Here is an 18,566-nt window from a genome sequence, read left to right on the forward strand (position 1 = left end):
GCTGGCATCGGCATTCATGGCCTGAAGGCCATGCTACAAATTCCCTTCCTGTAGCTGGGGGATTTATCCCCTACAACGTTGGCAATATTATTCATGGCTAAAGCACAAAATTATTTGTTTTGAGCTTGTTACTCTTAAATTATGTACCGTTTATCTAACAACTATGTAATTTAGATTCAATTATAGGTAGAGTAACGCGGTTAATATTGATTAAATTATTTTATAAAATTTCAGTACTGGTTTCATAGACATGAGAGTACTGAATACAGCGTTTCATGTAGCTTTGGATTTTGATGTATACATCATAAAGCGAAAAATTGAGGATTTATGAAAAAAACACTTATAGCGGCCAGCATAGCGAGCGTATTTATTTTAAGCGCATGTAATAAGTCTGCAGATACACCTGCCCCAAAACAAGATGTGGCAGCCACAACGCAAACAACAAAGGCTGAATTAGGCAACTTTGGTATTGAGCTGGATGCAAGAGATGAATCAGTTAAACCCGGTGACGACTTTTTCCGTTACGCAGGTGGTACTTGGTACGATAACTTTGTAATTCCTAGTGACAAAGTTCGCTATGGTGCCTTTACAAAATTAGCTGAGCGCAGTGAAAAGCAAATTAAAACTATCATTGATGAATTAGCAAATACTAGCAATAGCGAAGAATTGACGTCGGAAGAACAATTAATTGCCAATTTCTATAAAGCTTACATGGACACTGAAGCGGCAAATGCCAAAGGCATCGCAGCCATTTCTCCAGTGCTAGAAAGTATCAGTAGTATTTCAGATAAAACCCAACTAACCGCCATGTTTGGCCGTGCTTGGCTCGACGGTTCGGCAAGCCCGATCTATGGTGGAATGTGGTTTAATCGCCTCAATCCAGATCAATACCAAATGTCTGTGGGTGTTGGTGGCTTGGGACTTCCTGACCGTTCATACTATTTAGAAGATAGCGAACGTTTTATAGAAATACGTGAAGCATACGTTGCACACATTGAAGAGATGTTGAATTTTGCAAAAGTCGAAGATGCAGCACAAAAAGCCAAAGGCATCTTAGCCTTAGAAACCAAAATCGCTGAAGCGCAATGGCCTCGCGAAAAACGTCGCGATCGAGATTTGACACTCAACCAAATTGAACGGCAACAACTGTCAACCGATTACCCTGGCTTTGACTGGGATACCTATTTTGCAGAAACTGAATACAAGGTTCCGCATTTAAATATGTCACAGCCTGAACCGATCAAAAAAGCCATTGAATTAGTCAATAGCGAACCCCTATCTGTTTGGAAAGATTATATGACTTATCATACGATCACCAACCAAGCTGAGTTGCTATCTGACGAAATTTTCAGTGCTAACTTTGAGTTTTATGGCAAAACATTAAATGGTCAGCAAGAACCTCGTCCTCGTTGGAAACGTGCTATAGCGCAAATGTCAGGTACCCAATCCCTTGGATTTGCTATTGGTAAAACTTACGTCGAAAAGCATTTTCCAGCCAGTTCTAAAGCACAAATGGCCGAACTGGTTGAAAACCTCAGAACCGCCTTGGGCGAACGTATCGATAGTTTGCAATGGATGGGGGATGAAACCAAGAAAAACGCACATGCTAAGTTAGCGTCTTTTCGTCCCAAAATTGGCTACCCTGATGAATGGCAAAGTTTCAATGGTCTAGAAATTAAGCCTGATGACCTAATTGGCAATGTACAACGTATTCGTAAGTTTTTTAGGGATGATAGCGCAGCTCAAGAACTTGAAAAAACAGATCGTGAACGCTGGGGCATGTCACCTCAACAAGTAAACGCGTATTACAATAGTTCGTTCAACGAAATTGTTTTCCCTGCGGCAATTCTGCAACCACCATTTTTTGATCCCAATGCTGATCCAGCGGTAAATTATGGCGGCATAGGGGCAGTAATAGGCCACGAAATGGGTCATGGGTTTGATGATCAGGGCTCTAAATCGGATGAAAATGGTATTCAGCGTAATTGGTGGACCGATGAAGATCGTGCCGCATTTGAAGCTAGAACCGATGCGTTAGCTGCCCAATATGATGGTTATGAGCCAATTGAAGGCAGTCATGTAAATGGTCGTCTGACTCTGGGTGAAAATATCGGTGACGTAGGCGGTTTAGCAATGGCCTATCATGCATATAAATTAAGTTTAAATGGCAAAGAAGCACCGGTAATTGATGGTGTTACTGGCGATCAGCGTTTCTTCTTAGCTTGGGCTCAAGTCTGGCGTGAAAAACGTACTGAACAAAGTCTGATGTCACAGCTTAAATCTGATCCCCATGCTCCGGCGCGATACAGAACTGTTGCCCCTCGTAACCATGACGCTTGGTACAAAGCATTTAACGTTCAACCGGGTGATGCACTTTATTTGGCACCTGAAGAACGCGTACGTATCTGGTAATAATGATTAAAACAGCAAGCGCAAGCATTAGCGCTTGCTGTTTTTATTTAATTCAAATTATCCAAACGTTAAACCCAGCGATGCCAGCACTTTTGCTTTAGTATTGATATCGTTTGAAGCTTCTTTCACAAAATTAACTTGCTCTAAATTTTCTTGCGAAATATTACTCACATTTAAAATACTATCGTTAACTTCCTGAGAGACCAATCTTTGCTGTTCAGCAGCTGTGGAAATCTGAAATGCGAGCCCTGATATCTCAGAAATTTGCTGATAAACGCCCTCAATTAACTCTCGCGACTGCCTAGTATCAGCAACACATTCGATTGCAGCATCTTTACCTTCATTCATGGATTTAGCCCAAGTAAGTAAAGTGGATTGAATTTCATTAATTGAAGTTTGAATTTGTTCGGTAGCCGAATGGGTTCGACTCGATAAAGCACGCACTTCATCGGCAACTACCGCAAAACCGCGACCATGCTCACCAGCTCTTGCCGCTTCAATAGCCGCATTTAGCGCGAGTAAATTGGTTTGATCGGCAATACCTTGAATTTCACTCATCACGTTGCCAATGCGCTGCGCCTCTTCAGCCAGTTGGCCCGAAGCATTTGCAGAGCTTTCCACATCTTCAGCCAACTGCGACACTTTGTGCATTGTTTCGGTCATTGCTTTAGTGGCATTTTCACAACCTTGATTAGCACTTTCAATTTTTTGTGAAGTTAAGGTAATGTTGTTTGCCACCTCGCTAATCGAAGCGCCCATTTGCTCGATTGCAGCGGATACTTGATGTACTTCAGCCGTTTCTTTTTCAACACCTTCGGTCGCTCGTTCAGCTGCAGATTTTAGCTCGACGACAACGTTGTATAAAGACGCAGAACTATCTATTACCCGTCCGATGATAGTTCGTATTGCCCCCTGATGCATTTTTGCGGGGAAATCAGCAACACTGACAATGCCCGTACCTGAAAAAACAAATCGAGAGACACTGTCATAATCTTGCTGAGATTTTTTAAGATAGTTTGGCAAACTAAAGATTTCACTTTTGAATACCAAATAAGGTAAGCCCACCAGTAACAAAGCAAAATAAGGCATAAACATTGTTGCACCTAAAATAGCGGCCGCTAAGAGTAAAAATATAGCGTGTTTAATCCCCCAATTTAACGCCCATTTACGTTCGGCCTTCTCGCCTTTATTCAATTTAGAGTAAAGAGCTTCTGCACGTTTACGATATTCAGGTTGCAGAAAACGACGGACCGATTGAAAACCTTTTAAATCGCCATTTTCATAGACCGGAGTGACATAAGCATCAACCCAATAATAGCGACCATCTTGGCAACGATTTTTCACCGCCCCACGCCAAGGTTGCTTGGCTTTTAGTTTTTCCCATAAATCTGCAAATGCCGCTTTAGGCATATCAGGATGTCTTACGATATTGTGATTTTTGCCAACGATTTCGTCTCTGGTAAACCCAGCTACCTCACAAAACTTGTCGTTTGAGTAGGTTACTACGCCGCGGAGATCTGTAACAGATACCAACTCTTCATCTACCCCAAAAGTGACTTCTTGGTCGACAATATTCTGATTGCGTTTACCCATTAACTCGACTCCATTTATTCCATTAAATTCAACAAAACAAGATGTTGAAATACAAGATAATTATAATTATAAATTACTTTTGCTAATAGCTCACTGCATTTAGAACAATATGTTAGTGCTCCAAGTATAGACTGACTTTGAATGTTATCGGCGTAAGTCACCAATCTATAACCCAATTAATTGGATAATTTAATACAAAAAAGACAAGCCGAAGCTTGTCTTTGTCTTTTGCCCTTTGAATTTATATAGGCGTTTAGCTTTCTCTGATTAGATAATCAAAGGCTGATAAAGAGGCTTTTGACCCCTCTCCCATTGCGATGACAATTTGCTTATAAGGCACGGTTGTCACATCCCCAGCAGCAAAAATACCAGGCTCAGAGGTTGCACACTTGTGATCTATCACCACTTCACCAAATTTACTAAGTTCAACCACATCTTTTAAGAATGCGCTATTAGGCACTAAACCAATTTGAACAAATACACCGGCTAAAGCTTGTTGCTTTATTTCCCCGCTAACTCTGTCTTCATATTCAAGGCCGACTACTTTGCCATTTTCTGACAATATCTGTTTAGTAGCGACATTTTTGATAATCGTAATTTTACTATTAGCTTCGGCTTTTTCCACCAACACTTTGTCTGCTTTTAACTCAGGTAAAAATTCGAAAACAGTGACATGATCAACCATACCCGCTAAATCTATTGCCGCTTCAATACCGGAATTACCGCCACCAACAACCGCAACATCTTTGCCCTTAAAGAAAGGTCCATCACAGTGTGGGCAATAGGCTACGCCGGAACCAACATTTTCTTTCTCACCTGGTACACCTAGCTCGCGCCATTTTGCTCCAGTTGCGACAATAACTGTTTTAGTTTCTACAACTTCACCACTGGATAAATGTATTTTCTTGGTTTTCCCTTTCTCAATTTTATCAACACGTAAAAATTCTTTGATATTGACTTCGTAATCGTTCAGGTGCGCCAATAAATTACCAGTTAATTCTGTACCCGTTGTTTTAGGAACAGAAATTAAATTTTCGATTCCTACAGTATCTTTAACCTGACCACCTATTCGATCGGCAATCATAGTGACGTTCAAGCCTTTTCGAGCAGAATAAATCGCTGCGGCAACCCCAGCAGGTCCGCCACCAATAACAGTCACATCTTGAAGTGGTAAGGCTTCGTTATCATCGCCACCCACAATATAAGGGTAACGTTGGATTAATTTGTCGACCAACTGTGCGGTATCAATTTTACCATTGGCAAATAACTCGCCATTTAAATAAACACTAGGAACACCTTGAATGTTGCGCTGCTCAATCAATTCTGGAAACAAGCCGCCGTCTAGCATTTCAGTACTTATAGTGTCATTCAATAATGCAAATTGATTTAACGATTGCACAACATCCGGACAGTTGTGGCAACTTAACGAAATAAAGACTTCAAAGTGCAAATCGTCTTTCACTTTCTGTACCATGCTTTGCAAGGTTTTATCGAGTTTAAGATCCGTTCCTGAAGATTGTAAAATGGCTAATATAAGTGAGTTAAACTCATGCCCACTGGGAATGCCTGAAAACGAGATACCGTTGTTTTTACCGTTTACTTCTAAATAGAATGTAATTGGGCTACGTAAATTATCATCCCGCTCAATCAATGTCAGATTGTCTGAAACTGAGCACAATGATGTTAAAAATTGGACTAATTCTTGACGTTTTTCGTGCTCACCAGTTTGTAGAACTAGTGCCACGCTGTTAGTCATATTTTTGGTATACGATTTTAGAGCATTTAAAATATCGTTATTTAACATAGTGTTACCTTTTTACTGCAAATAAACTGGTGAAAAAAATGGCGGGTAGAAGCATTAACCTCCTATAACCCGCCAATTTACGTGGATTGTTTTAAATCTAGATTTTACCCACTAAATCCAAGCTAGGAGTTAAGGTTGCTTGACCTTGTTCCCAAGCGGCTGGACATACTTCACCGTCGTTTTCACGTACGTATTGAGCTGCTTTAACGTTACGAACCATATCTTTTGCGTTACGGCCGATGCCGCCAGCGTGAATGTGCGCTACTTGGATAACGCCATCAGGGTCAACCAAGAATGTGCCACGATGTGCCATGTGATCTTCTTCGATCATCACATCAAATCCGCGAGTGATTGTGCCAGTTTGGTCGCCAATCATTGGGAAGTTGATTTTACCAATGGCGTCTGAAGAATCGTGCCATGCTTTGTGAGAGAAATGCGTGTCAGTTGATACTGCATATACTTCCACACCAAGACCTTGAAGCTCTTCGTAATGTGAAGCCATATCTTCAAGTTCAGTAGGACATACGAAAGTAAAGTCAGCAGGATAGAACAAGAAGATACCCCACTTTCCTTTAACACTTTCAGACGTTACTTCAACGAACTCGCCGTTATGAAATGCTTGTGCTTTAAATTCTGGGATAGTTTTTCCGATCTGAGCCATGTTTGTATTCCTCTAAAATAGTAAATTGCTTTAAATAGTGTTTGCTTAAAAAGCGTGTTTGCTTTCGACGGGGAGAATAATAGTTGGAATCAACGTGCAGTTAAATTTAATTAAATCTATACTTATCTTCTATTTTTTAGAACTATGAAAGTAGCGTGTTTTCTGTTTGCTACTGATACAATCAAGCTAATTAGAATTAATTTGAATTTATGTTCAATTTTTTGGAACAATGATTATGGTTTCTTTAAAACAATTAAAATACGCACTGGCAATTGATAAAACCCGCCATTTTAAAAAAGCGGCAGAAGCCTGCAACGTTTCACAGTCGGCATTAAGTACGGCTATTAATGAATTGGAAAAGCAACTCGGCTTGCAAGTTTTTGAACGCAACAATAAACAAGTATTAGTGACCGCCGATGGCGAGATCATACTTGCCAAAGCAAAACGTATTAAGCTAGAGATGGATGAGCTAATGCAATTAGCGCAAACCAACAAAATGCCTCTATCTCGTTCCATGACCTTGGGCGTAATCCCTACCATTGGGCCTTATATGTTACCCAAAGTACTTCCAGAGGTGCGCAAGCAATATCCCGACTTCAAGCTACAAATCGTAGAAGAGCAATCCCATGTACTTGTGGATTTAGTGCGTAATGGTGACATCGATGCTGCTGTGCTTGCTCTACCCTACCCCGTCGATGGCTTGATGACCTTTCCATTTTGGGAAGAAGACTTTTACTGGGTCAGTCACAAAGATGAAAGCCCGAGTCAAATGAATGAAATAACCAGTGAAGAAATGGAAATAGAGAAATTAATGTTGTTAAAAGATGGGCACTGTTTAAAGGATCACGCATTAGTGGCTTGTAGCCTGCAGAATAAAAAGCAGCAGTCGGATTTTGACTCGGCCAGCCTGCATACCATAGTTCAAATGGTCGCCGGAAAACTAGGTACAACCTTAGTGCCGCAAATGGCATTAGACCAGCTTATTCACAACCAATCAGAACTACGCGCTATCCACTTAAACGAGCCAGGGCCCCATCGCACCATAGCGCTAATCATCAGACCAAACTATGTGAGAACTTCTGAGTTAAGTATTTTAAAGGACATTTTTCAACAACAGCTTACACAGAAGTGTGATTCAAAATAATAGAATTAGTTTATTAATTTAATCAAATTTAAAGAATCCAATGAATAGGTCAAGATAACCACCTAGTCCAAACAAGGTGATAAACATGAAAACTTTAATAAATAACGTTAAATCAATCTTTACTACAAAAGCGACCATCAACAGCACTAAAAATTGTAATTATTCAAATAATTACTACGGTGATCAAATTTGCGGCGCGAAATCGAACTCTGCGCAGTCAATAAATTAAACAACTATTCATTACGCCACAAGCACGCCACTATGGAAGCGGAATTCACTATCATCAGATAAAATTAATTCCGCTTCTTTTTGTTTAAACCACTCCACTCTTTGTTCAATGCCTTGTAGTGAAATTTTATCCGCTAAGCTCAGGTAATCCTGAAAGTGCCGAGCTTCGGAGCGCAATAAAGAGATATAAAAGGTCTCTAGTTCTGCGTCTAAAAATGGCGCTAACTTAGCAAAACGTTCACAACTTCTAGCCTCAATGAATGCGCCACAAATTAGGGTATCTGTTAGCTTGGCAGGTTCATGGGTACGGACACCTTTCATCATGCCACGGGCATACCGAGAAGCCGTTAAATTACTATATTCAATACCACGGCTTTGCATAATGTCCCACACCTGCTGAAAATGGTGCAGTTCTTCTTTGATCAACATAACCATTTTATTTATCAGCTCATCACCGTGGGCAAAGTTGGATTTGCTGATCAATTTTTTTGACAAGTTAACATGGTCTTTAAAGTTTCCATCACCCACTTTTCGATAAACAAAGTCTTCGAATGGCTTTAACCAAGCCAACAACGCGTCTCCACTTTCTTTATCCACTGCATAACGACGCAGCAACAACATTGCAGTTTGCGCGGCTTTTAACTCGCAGTTCGCATGATCAACTAATAACGTAGGCAGATTTTCAGGCTTGATAGCCTCGTCGATCCAATCTTGAGGTGTTTCACACATTAAAAAGCTTTTGATGGAGGTATTAACATGGAGGTATTAACATGGACTATTAACATGGACAGCCACAAACTAGACTAGGTATTAACATAGACAGCCACAAACTAGACTAGGAGGTATTAACATGGACAGCCACAAACTAGACTAGAACTAGACTCTTATGAAAATAGAATCAACTATGCTTTAGTATGTTTAATTCAAGGAGTGAATAATGCCACTGGCAAGGAAACGACAAATTAACCTTTCTGATACCCCTTATTACCATTGTGTATCTCGCTGTGTTCGGCGCACTTATTTGTGTGGCGAAGATAAACTAACAGGAAAAAGTTATGAGCATCGTCGTCAGTGGGTAGAAGACAGGTTACTATTTTTAACCACAGCCTTTGCCATAGAAGTCTGTGCCTATGCGGTGATGAGTAATCACACTCATGTGGTGTTACATGTAAATTCAGACAAAGCAAAACACTGGACGGATAAAGAGATTGCGCTGCGATGGCATAAACTTCACAAAGGAACATTGCTCTCACAAAAGTTAACTTCAAAAGAAGCTCTAGTATTCACCGACGCTGAGCAAATCACGCTACATTCGACTTTGTCGATTTATCGAAGTCGATTAACCGATATTAGCTGGTTTATGCGAGAATTGAATGAGCCGATTGCTCGACAAGCGAATCAAGAAGATAACTGTACCGGTCACTTTTGGGAAGGACGATTCAAATCGCAAGCACTGTTAGATGAGCATGCATTAGCAGCCTGTATGGTATACGTAGATTTAAACCCCATACGAGCAAAAATGGCAACAACCCCAGAGTCGTCTAATCACACCAGTATTAAACGCCGTATTCATGATTTTAAAAAAGGGTATCAGCCATCTACATTAATGCCCTTTGTTGGCAACCCAAAAGAGCCACAACCGCAGGGGTTACCGTTGGATTTAATCGAATATATGAAATTGGTTGACCTATCTGGTCGCAGTCTCAATCCTGACAAACGAGGGGCAATTGATATAGGAGAATCCCCCATTTTGCAGCGTTTAGGATTAGATGAATACACCTGGCAAGATATGTTTCTAACGTTTGAAACTAATTTTCGTGTGGCTGCTGGACAAACAGACACTTTAAAACGCTATAAACGAAAACGTAGGAAAAAGAATTCATTAGGCTAACCTATCCCCTTAAAGCACTTTTCATTTCAATCTATTCTTTGAACAAGAAACAGGCTCTCCCTGCACTAAATTCACCTCAATAACGCTCATTCGGAAAAATGAACTTGTCTCTTCTGTTTATCTAAATAATGGGCGTATTAGAACCTTTTTGACAGCATTCAGTAATCATTTAAAGCCAAAAAATCTCCTATCTAATAAGGTGCCTGTCCATGTATTTGCTCCCTGTCCATGTATTTGCTCAGTATTTGCTCAGGGTGACTTGCTCTCAAAGGTAATTTTTAACATGAGTGAATTATTTGAATTTGGTAAAAGCGTTTTGACGTCTCAGCCATTTAGTCAGCTGCTTGGTGCTCAATTAACAGCTTTTGAACCCGGTAAAGCAGAAATCACCCAACCCATAAAGGATGAATTGAAGCAGCAACATGGTTTCGTCCATGGTGGTGTAGTTAGCTATTTAGCTGACAATTGTTTAACCTTTGCCGGTGGATCAGTGCTTGAAGACAGCGTTACATCTGAATACAAAATTAATTATCTACGACCCGCTATTGGTCATACTTTAATTTCACGAGCTACCGCTATTTCTTCAGGTAAACGCCAAGCAGTATGTGAGTGTAAAGTGTATGCAATTAGTGAGGATGGTGAAAAATTAGTTGCTGTTGCCCAAGGGGCTATTAATAAAGTAGATTAATCAGTACAGTAAAATGGTAATAGTGGCGGAGCAATAAACACCAATGGTAAGTGAATGCTACATCTCAATCAATACACCTCAAAGGCCATTACGCTATTGCTCTTGCGTTAATATTATAATGACCTTTGTTGAGTATTTTAATTGAGTTTTAACTAATGTTTAGGTTTTTTCTCATCATCCACCTGTAAATACGCAAGTAACTTATCAATGGGTTCTGGGGTTTGAAAATAAAATCCTTGAATAAAATCACACTTATGGCTAGCCACAAAATCAAATTGTTCTTTTGTCTCAACACCTTCAGCTACCGTTTTCAACCCTAGCGCTTTGGCAATTGAAATTGTTGCTTTAACAACTTCTTCTGATTGACCAGCAGCGCCAATTTGAGAGATAAAAGAACGATCAATTTTTAGGATGTCGAACGGTTTATTAATCAAATAACCTAAATTTGAATAGCCTGTACCAAAGTCATCCATTGAGAAAGATACATTTAATTTTTTGTAGCGATCTAAATGTTTTTGATTTTGTTCATTAGACAATATGACTTTTCTTTCGGTAATTTCGAGTGATATTGAACTACCATCAATTTTAAATTGCTGTAAATACTTTTTAAACGTGTAAAACAGTGAATCACTTTCTAAATCTTTCAACGAAAAGTTAATCGCGATTTTGCATTTGTGGTGATTGATACTATTCAAATTGCTGATCGTGCTCATCACTTTAAATATCACATATTTAGTTATTTCAGTGATGAGTTCTGATTCCTCGGCAAGGGGAATAAACTTATTTGGCATCACCAGGCCAAGTTTAGGATGATTCCATCTAATTAACCCTTCAAGGTGAGCTACTTTCATAGTGGTTAAGTCGATAATAGGCTGATAATAAACCTCGAATTCATCATTGTTTAATCCTTCTCTAATCAAACCTTCCATTGAAGCCTTCTCGAAAGCAAACGACGATAGCTCTTGTGAAATATAGCGATACATATTTCTGCCATTCTCTTTTGCATCATACATCGCGATGTCAGCTTGACGAATCAATTCGTCTGCGGAGTGTCCATCATTTGGATAAATGCTTATACCAATGCTCGCACCAATCGTAATTTTATGTTCGTCTATTTGTATCTCTTCTTTTACCGATTGAATTAAATTTAGTGCGATTTTTGATGCATTTAATGCAGAGTCTAAATCTTGTACGATAATAACAAATTCATCACCGCCGATTCTTGCAACCGTATCTCCTGAACGTAAAATATTGGTAAACCTCTTAGCTACTTCTATCAAAACGGCATCGCCTACATTATGGCCTAAGCCATCGTTAACCACTTTAAAGCGATCAAGATCAACAAATAAAATTGCGAGTTGCTTTTTGGAACGGCGAGATTCTTGTAGTGCATGCTCAAGACGATCTGCAAATAACGTGCGATTAGGTAAGCCAGTTAAGGAATCATGATTTGCTAAATACTGTATTTTATCCTGTGATTGTTTGATCATAGAGATGTCGGTTATCACCGCTATATATTGAATAATATAGCCATTATCATCCTTAACCGCACTGATATTGAGAAAAACGGGGAAGAGATCACCACTTTTCGCCTTATTAATTACTTCACCTGACCAATAGCCGCTTTGTTTGTATGAACGTTCCATTTCACTGTAGAACGCTGGCCCATGTTGTTCTGATTTTAAAAGGCTTATTTTCTTACCTTTTATTTCATCCAGTGAATAGCCGGTAAGGCTTTCAAAAGCAGGGTTAACATTAATAATTCTGGTCTCTTTATCTGTTACCGCAATGCTTTCTTGGGTGGTATTAAATACCATTCTAGCTTGGGCACTATCTAAAGTAGCTTGTTTCTGACTATTAATATCTTCTATTACCGAGATAAAATATAATGGTTTGTTATTGTCTCTGACAATAGCCACATAGAGCATTGCCCAAAACAAGTCGCCATTTTTGTTGTAATAACGCTTTTCCATTTTGTAGGAATTTCTTTCGCCATTGATTAATTGCTTAACCAGATCTAAATCTTGAGTTAGGTCGTCAGGATGAGTTATATCCTGAAAAGTTAACGACAATAATTCTTCTTCGGGATAACCGAGCATTTTAGTTAACGCTTTATTGACAGAAATCCATTCTCCGTCTAGTCCAACATGACCAATACCAATATTGGCGTTTTCAAAGGTTGCCTTATATTTTTGTTGGCTTATGGATAGCTCAGTTAGCGCATGTCTTTCTTTTGATATGTCTGAAGCAAAAGACCATATTTGGGTGTTACCTTGCTCATCTCGACTAAGGTAGTCTTCCACGTTAAGTATCGTTTTTGTAATGCCACCCGATTCTAACTCTAAAATATAGGGGCCAAATGTCCCTTTCTCAGTTAGCTCTTTTTGTCTATTGATAAAGCGTGAACTATTTTCAATAGGATATAAATCGAACCAGTTTTTAGCTAGCAGTTGTTCTCGAGATAATCCTGTATATTTTTGCATTGCGTGGTTAGTTTTAAGAATCATACCTTGAAGATTAGTAATGATGACACCGTCATGTATATTTTCTAAAACCGATTCATAACGTCGATTAAGAGAGCTATGTTTTTCTTTAATGTTTGTATTCTCATTGAACATTTCTTTGAGTTCCGCATAAGCGGTTTGAAGTTCTTCATTAGTCGATTGAAGCTCTTCATTACTGGTTTCCATTTCTTCATTGGTGGCCTGCAACTCTTCATTAGCACTTTGTAATTCTTCATTGGTTGATTGTAATTCTTCGTTTGACGTTTCTAGTTCTTCAACCAGGGTTTGCATATGCTCTTTAGTACGTTGTAGTTCAAATTCTAATTCTTGGGTAGAAGAGGACGCTACTTCATTTAAATTTGTGTTAATAAGCGGTAAATCTAAAACTGAGATGCTCTGAAAATAAAAAATATACATTTGATTGCGACCATTCATAACAGGCACAAGGTGAATTTTTATAAGACGTGCTTTTCCGTCTTTTAGTGGTAACGATATGTAACCACTAGAACTAACGCCAAATCCTTTTTTAGCGTCACTAAATAATTTTCTTAAATCTAAGACTAACCTAGAATCAACAATTTTATATAAATTGTAGGAAATATATCCTTCTGGAACAGAAATAAAATCGAGGTTACCTTTTTTATATACCACATCAAGTTGTTCGTTTGTCACGATCATATTTGGCATTAAAAGCTTTGCCGCTTCGGTAATAATCGTTTCTTGCAGTGGCGTTTCTTTTGATGTTTTAGTTTGCTCTTCAGCTGGATATTTTACATATTTAGGTGGTCTTACTGTGATGGCCGGAAAATTTTTCTTCGAATTCGCCACTGATTTGAAAATTTTATTGGGTTTATCAATTGGCGCGAAAAGTTGTTCAAAATTGGTCGCATTTTCAGATTTCCCAAGAAAAAGTATTCCATTATCTTTAAGTGCATAATGAAATGCTGGCATGATCCATTTTTGCGCATCAAGGTTAAAATAAATAAGCAGATTACGGCAAACGATAAGATCTAAATCTTTAAATGGTGGATCAGACAAAAGGTTATGGTAGGTGAAAACGATATTTTGTCTTAACGTTTTTTTTACTTCAAATTCATCGTTTGCGATATTGAAATAATCTTTGATATAAGACTCTGACACTTCGGTCATTGACGCTTGGCTATAAACACCTCGACGGGCAGTTTTTAAGGCCTGTTCGTCTATATCTGTGGCAAAGATTTTCAAATCCAGATCATTTTGTCGATCGTTTAATAATTCATTGAGTATTATGGCAACCGAGTAGGCTTCTTCACCCGTTGATGAACCTGGCATCCAAACTCTAAGTTCTTTGGCATCGGGAATTTCATCTAGGTATTTATCTAGTAGACTCTCAAGTGAGTCGTAGGCTTCTTTATCCCTAAAGAAACTGGTTACACCAATTAGAATATCTTTATAAAGTAATTCGACCTCTTGTTCATCTTCTTGAATCAATGCCACATATTCACTAAGCGTGGTGACTTTAAGTGCAACCATTCGGCGTTCAATACGACGGCCGATAGTGGCTTTTTTATAAACAGAAAAATCCACATGTTTAATTTTGTGGAGTAACGCAAAAATGATCGATATATGGTCATTAGCGGGGGTAATTTGATGTTTTTTCAGCACTTTATTTCGCGGGAAATTAGCAAGGGCGACTAATTCTTCACCGATCTTATCCGCTTCAATTAAAATATCGACTACCGAACCATTAATTGCTGCCATTGGCATGCCATCGTATTTAGCGGTACTCGGCTCTTGCACAATTGTTATACCACCCTCTGAATTAATCGCTCGCATACCTTGGCAGCCATCAGATCCTGTGCCTGACAATATAATGCCGACAGAGCGTTCTTTCTTATACTTAGCAATGGAAATAAAAAGTTGATTTACAGATGGTTTGGGTAAGAAAGATTGTTTTTCAGGGGCAGATAAAATAATTTGATTGTTGCTATTAATTTCTACGTTTTTATTAGGAGGGGTAATATAGAAGATATCACTCTCAAGGGTTTCATTATGCTCAGCTTCCTTAATCATTAAGGAGCTCTCTCTAGAGAGCAATTCAACTAACATCGTATTGTGTTTAGGGCTTAGATGCTGCGCAACGATATAGGCTGAATTATTATTGCTCGGTAGTCCTTTTATTAAAGTAGTAAGTGCTTCAAGGCCACCTGCACTCGAACCTATACCTACCACCATTAGGCTGGCTGAATCTTGCGGTGAATCATCTTCGGATTCAATGTTAATTCGTAAACTATCACCTAAAATGTTAGATTTACTCACCGATCCATCATGTTTTTCAACTGATAATACTTGATCAATAACTTGTGCTATTTTCTTTCTATCTGCAGGTTTATTAATAAAACCATTAATCTGATCATTAATGGTATCTAGTATAAAATCTTCTTCTATATGGGCACTGAATAAAATTATTGGTGTTTTTAGGTCGGTTTTACGGATTTGTTGGATCAGTTCAGGCCCATTCATATGGGTTAGCTGAATTTCAGTTAAGACAAGACTTGGTCGGTGGGTAATAAACTTTGAAATTCCTTCACGACCATTGGATGCTTCAAGAACGGTTGCAAACATCCCACGTAGAAAATCGGAATATATATTACGGGTGTTATCATCACTCTCAATATAAAGAATTGTTGTATCATACTTCATGTACTATCACCCTCGGAAATCCATCTACTTTTAGCTAAACGAACGTTTAAATTTAACTTTCATTTGAGCAACATAGCTAATAAAACTAATAATGACAACGTATCTCGGGTGGTTTTATTCGCAAATGATAAAGGACGAAAAAAAATATAATGTTTTTTTTGTCGTAGATAGAAAGATGAGTGAGTGATTTGCTAATCCGCAATATGAGCGTAATGCTTTGATATATAAGTAGTAAATATTTATTTTTCTGTATCGAATGTTGGTTTTCTACGGGTGTTTTTGTCTTGATTTGTATTGATTTTGCCGGCTAATTTACGCGGTTATACTTTAGACTAACTAGCCTAATACATTCGTTATTATGACCGTAATTTGGGTTTTGTTAACCATAGAAAATGGAGTGATAATGCAACAATGTCCGTTGTGTGGAAGTACCAATGCTTGTGAGAATTTGACGCCAAAAAGCAACCAAAAGTGTTGGTGCATGGAGCCTAATATAAGGTTTCAAGTTGAGTTAATAAATCAAGCTCTCAATACCACTGAAAATATCAGCTGTATTTGTAAATCATGTGCTCAGCGACATCATTCCAATTGCACATTACGGTCACTTTGAACCACCAAATTTATCCATCAGGACCATAAGCATTATTCGATTGGACCAGTATGATTATATAAATGGAGCAGACAAAATCAATAAATGAGCAATACTATTTTTTTCGAGCCTGTAACAGATTCTTTGAACTGAGTAAGCGCTAAGTCATTTACTATATAGTTAAGATCATAATTATTCGGAGTCACCTTTAATCTATCAAAATCATCCCAGACAAGCATTAATGCCTGCTTAATGTTATCCAAAAAAGTCGCTACGTCAGCTGCATTACAGTTCTTTCCTTTTACTATTTGATAAGCTTTATTTTCCATTACAAACCCTTGTTTATTAATTCAATTAATATATACGGATTTGAAGTGGAAAAAATAAAGAGGTTAAGAAGGACGACTTTTGCTTGGTTTAACGTCGCCTTAAGGCGAATTTCACTACTAATAATATGAACTATTTAGTAGTTTTCCTCTTAAGTGATTATTAAGCTAACAGTATAAATTAAACTGTATGTGGCCGCCCGCTATGAAATTTAAAATCACTATCTTTTGACGAAATTAATTTAGCTTCAATTTCACCGAAGAACATTATACGTTGACTAATATCCTCTCTCGCCACTTGTTGCGCTAATGACAAATAATCTTCAAAGTGACGGGCCTCCGAACGCAACAATGACACGTAAAACTTGCTCAGGTCTTCATCAAGATAAGGCGCTAATTTAGCAAATCGTTCACACGAACGAGCTTCAATATATGCACCACAAATTAGTTTATCTACCAATATGGCCGGTTCGTGTGTCCGCAAATGTTGCATCATTCCTTTCGCATACCGACTCGCAGTAATATTATTGTACTCTATTCCATAAGCTTGCATAATTTCTAGAACCTGGTAAAAATGGTGTAATTCCTCTTTGATTAGTAACACCATTTTATCAATAAAATCTTGTCCAAAAAGTGAATTACTTTTCGGCACAATCGTTTTACGTAATTTTGAATGTTCACCTAAAGAAGCCAAACTTCCTTCTTTGCGATACACATATTTTTCGAAAGGTTGAAACCATTCTTGTAAAGCTTGCCCGCTTTGTTTGTCAGCAGCATATTTTTTTATCAGCCACATTGCTGTTTGACCAGCCTTCAATTCACAAATTAAATGATCAGTAAGCAACACTGCAAGGTTTTCCTTTTTTACTGCCTCTGATATCCATTCATTAGGTGTTTCACACATTAAAAAGCTTTTGATGGGGAGTAACAACTTTTCCAAACTAATAAGACCTCTTAAAACACTATTGTAAAACGCCCATGGGCGAAACGAACAAATTAACACTGGCGCAAATAATATCACACCTCAGTCTAATCATGCTTGGAATCACAATAGATTAGTAAGCAGAATAATATAACGGCATCTAAGTTAATTGATCTGCCAAATAATCCACTAATAACCTTACTTTTGGCGATAAGTGGCGATTTTGGGGGTAAATAGCCCATATCCCCTCTTCTGGCTCTCGATAATTATCCAGTAAGGTAGTCAATTCCCCACTTTGCAGGTGTTCTTGCACATAATAATCAGGTAATTGTACTATGCCCAAGCCTTTTAATGCCGCATCAACAAGTGCGAAACCACTGTTATAGCGAATTTTCCCCTTCACTCGAATGTTCTTTTCTTTGTCTGATTGTTTAAAACGCCAGTAATCTAGGGTTCCTAATAAACAATTGTGTTTACTCAATTCTGATAAGGAGTAAGGTATGCCGTATTTCTCTAAGTAAGCAGGTGAAGCACAAACATAGTTGGTTCGCGTTCCGAGTTTTTTCGCCATCATCGATGAATCACTTAACTTACCAAGCCGAATCGCTAAATCATACCCACCTTCAACCAAATCCAAGTTTTGATTTGTTAGAAGTGCATTTACCTCAATATCACTGTATTGCTTCATGAAATCATTCACCAACGGTAATACTTGTTGTTCACCATAGGTTACGGGTGCTGTAAGTTTTACTTTCCCTTGTGGTTTAGACTGTAAATTTGTAATGGCACGTTCAGCGGCCTCTAACCCATCAAGTACGCTGCGGCAATGTTGATAAAAAACTCGCCCTTCTTCCGTTAGGGACACTTTGCGTGTCGTACGATACAACAATTTTATACTCAGTCGCTTTTCCAATGCGCTTATTTGTCGGCTTACTTGGGCAGTAGAAATAGCCATTTTTTTTGACGCTTGGGTAAAGCTCTCGCTTTCCGCAACGTAGACGAACTCGCTAATCCCTTCCCACTGCATAATTATTACCACCTAGTAAAAGTGAATTCATAAATCAGCATATTATCATCTTATAAGGAATAACTATAATAACCTCATAACCTACATACTGGGTG

General features: G+C 38.5%; 13 protein-coding genes. 5 read left to right on the top strand and 8 right to left on the bottom strand.

The features are described 5' to 3' along the window. Positions 1 to 327: 327 nt before the first annotated feature. Positions 328 to 2,412 (top strand): M13 family metallopeptidase, encoded by a 2,085-nt coding sequence (locus Q4567_RS08895; protein WP_303500130.1) that lies wholly within the window; start codon positions 328 to 330, stop codon positions 2,410 to 2,412. A 57-nt stretch (positions 2,413 to 2,469) separates the two neighbouring features. On the opposite strand, the gene Q4567_RS08900 is transcribed toward Q4567_RS08895, so the two are convergent. The 3 genes from Q4567_RS08900 to ahpC all read right to left on the bottom strand — a co-directional run bounded on the left by Q4567_RS08900 (position 2,470) and on the right by ahpC (position 6,470). Continuing rightward, the gene (locus Q4567_RS08900) at positions 2,470 to 4,005 is read right to left on the bottom strand and encodes a PAS domain-containing methyl-accepting chemotaxis protein (RefSeq protein WP_303500131.1); all 1,536 of its coding nucleotides are present in this window, start codon (positions 4,003 to 4,005) and stop codon (positions 2,470 to 2,472) included. A gap of 253 nt (positions 4,006 to 4,258) precedes the next feature. After that, positions 4,259 to 5,809 (bottom strand): alkyl hydroperoxide reductase subunit F, encoded by a 1,551-nt coding sequence (gene ahpF, locus Q4567_RS08905; protein ID WP_303500132.1) that lies wholly within the window; start codon positions 5,807 to 5,809, stop codon positions 4,259 to 4,261. Between the two features lie 97 nt (positions 5,810 to 5,906). Beyond that, complete coding sequence (gene ahpC / locus Q4567_RS08910) at positions 5,907 to 6,470, bottom strand: alkyl hydroperoxide reductase subunit C (protein ID WP_216050410.1); 564 nt, start codon at positions 6,468 to 6,470, stop codon at positions 5,907 to 5,909. A 235-nt stretch (positions 6,471 to 6,705) separates the two neighbouring features. Between ahpC and Q4567_RS08915 the strand changes: the two genes are divergently transcribed. Continuing rightward, positions 6,706 to 7,614 carry a hydrogen peroxide-inducible genes activator gene (locus Q4567_RS08915; protein ID WP_216050409.1) on the top strand — a complete coding sequence of 303 codons (909 nt, stop codon included), beginning with the start codon at positions 6,706 to 6,708 and terminating at the stop codon, positions 7,612 to 7,614. A 240-nt stretch (positions 7,615 to 7,854) separates the two neighbouring features. Here the strand turns inward: Q4567_RS08915 and miaE (Q4567_RS08920) are convergent, their stop codons facing one another. Further along, positions 7,855 to 8,586, bottom strand: coding sequence for a tRNA isopentenyl-2-thiomethyl-A-37 hydroxylase MiaE (miaE, locus tag Q4567_RS08920; protein ID WP_303500248.1), 732 nt, complete (start codon positions 8,584 to 8,586; stop codon positions 7,855 to 7,857). Between the two features lie 193 nt (positions 8,587 to 8,779). Between miaE (Q4567_RS08920) and Q4567_RS08925 the strand changes: the two genes are divergently transcribed. Together Q4567_RS08925 and Q4567_RS08930 are read left to right on the top strand one after the other, a co-directional pair. Continuing rightward, the gene (locus Q4567_RS08925; protein ID WP_303500134.1) at positions 8,780 to 9,733 is read left to right on the top strand and encodes a transposase; all 954 of its coding nucleotides are present in this window, start codon (positions 8,780 to 8,782) and stop codon (positions 9,731 to 9,733) included. 283 nt (positions 9,734 to 10,016) lie between these two features. After that, positions 10,017 to 10,421 (top strand): PaaI family thioesterase, encoded by a 405-nt coding sequence (locus Q4567_RS08930; RefSeq protein ID WP_216050406.1) that lies wholly within the window; start codon positions 10,017 to 10,019, stop codon positions 10,419 to 10,421. A 152-nt stretch (positions 10,422 to 10,573) separates the two neighbouring features. Here Q4567_RS08930 and Q4567_RS08935 read toward each other — a convergent pair whose 3' ends face one another. Then, positions 10,574 to 15,607, bottom strand: coding sequence for an EAL domain-containing protein (locus Q4567_RS08935; protein ID WP_303500136.1), 5,034 nt, complete (start codon positions 15,605 to 15,607; stop codon positions 10,574 to 10,576). Positions 15,608 to 16,010: 403 nt separating this feature from the next. On the opposite strand from Q4567_RS08935, the gene Q4567_RS22260 reads away from it, so the two are divergent. Next, positions 16,011 to 16,217: a cysteine-rich CWC family protein gene (locus Q4567_RS22260; RefSeq protein WP_216050404.1), complete on the top strand. Its 207-nt coding sequence runs from the start codon at positions 16,011 to 16,013 to the stop codon at positions 16,215 to 16,217. A 77-nt stretch (positions 16,218 to 16,294) separates the two neighbouring features. Here Q4567_RS22260 and Q4567_RS08940 read toward each other — a convergent pair whose 3' ends face one another. The 3 genes from Q4567_RS08940 to Q4567_RS08950 all read right to left on the bottom strand — a co-directional run bounded on the left by Q4567_RS08940 (position 16,295) and on the right by Q4567_RS08950 (position 18,471). After that, a complete protein-coding gene (locus Q4567_RS08940) occupies positions 16,295 to 16,525 on the bottom strand; it encodes a hypothetical protein (RefSeq protein ID WP_216050403.1) in 231 nt (76 codons plus the stop codon). A gap of 178 nt (positions 16,526 to 16,703) precedes the next feature. Further along, positions 16,704 to 17,468 (bottom strand): tRNA isopentenyl-2-thiomethyl-A-37 hydroxylase MiaE, encoded by a 765-nt coding sequence (gene miaE, locus Q4567_RS08945; protein WP_216050442.1) that lies wholly within the window; start codon positions 17,466 to 17,468, stop codon positions 16,704 to 16,706. 136 nt (positions 17,469 to 17,604) lie between these two features. Then, positions 17,605 to 18,471, bottom strand: a complete 867-nt coding sequence (locus Q4567_RS08950; RefSeq protein ID WP_216050402.1) for a LysR substrate-binding domain-containing protein — start codon at positions 18,469 to 18,471, stop codon at positions 17,605 to 17,607. Between the last annotated feature and the right edge of the window lie 95 nt (positions 18,472 to 18,566).

Source organism: Aliiglaciecola sp. 2_MG-2023, assembly GCF_030548145.1.
Classification (GTDB): Bacteria; Pseudomonadota; Gammaproteobacteria; order Enterobacterales; family Alteromonadaceae; genus Aliiglaciecola; species Aliiglaciecola lipolytica_A.

Coding starts and splice junctions, on each gene's coding strand:
- Q4567_RS08895 (WP_303500130.1), top strand. CDS start 328: ATGAAAAAAACACTTATAGCGGCCAGCATAGCGAGCGTATTTATTTTA.
- Q4567_RS08900 (WP_303500131.1), bottom strand. CDS start 4,005: ATGGGTAAACGCAATCAGAATATTGTCGACCAAGAAGTCACTTTTGGG.
- ahpF (WP_303500132.1), bottom strand. CDS start 5,809: ATGTTAAATAACGATATTTTAAATGCTCTAAAATCGTATACCAAAAAT.
- ahpC (WP_216050410.1), bottom strand. CDS start 6,470: ATGGCTCAGATCGGAAAAACTATCCCAGAATTTAAAGCACAAGCATTT.
- Q4567_RS08915 (WP_216050409.1), top strand. CDS start 6,706: ATGGTTTCTTTAAAACAATTAAAATACGCACTGGCAATTGATAAAACC.
- Q4567_RS08925 (WP_303500134.1), top strand. CDS start 8,780: ATGCCACTGGCAAGGAAACGACAAATTAACCTTTCTGATACCCCTTAT.
- Q4567_RS08930 (WP_216050406.1), top strand. CDS start 10,017: ATGAGTGAATTATTTGAATTTGGTAAAAGCGTTTTGACGTCTCAGCCA.
- Q4567_RS08935 (WP_303500136.1), bottom strand. CDS start 15,607: ATGAAGTATGATACAACAATTCTTTATATTGAGAGTGATGATAACACC.
- Q4567_RS22260 (WP_216050404.1), top strand. CDS start 16,011: ATGCAACAATGTCCGTTGTGTGGAAGTACCAATGCTTGTGAGAATTTG.
- Q4567_RS08940 (WP_216050403.1), bottom strand. CDS start 16,525: ATGGAAAATAAAGCTTATCAAATAGTAAAAGGAAAGAACTGTAATGCA.
- Q4567_RS08950 (WP_216050402.1), bottom strand. CDS start 18,471: ATGCAGTGGGAAGGGATTAGCGAGTTCGTCTACGTTGCGGAAAGCGAG.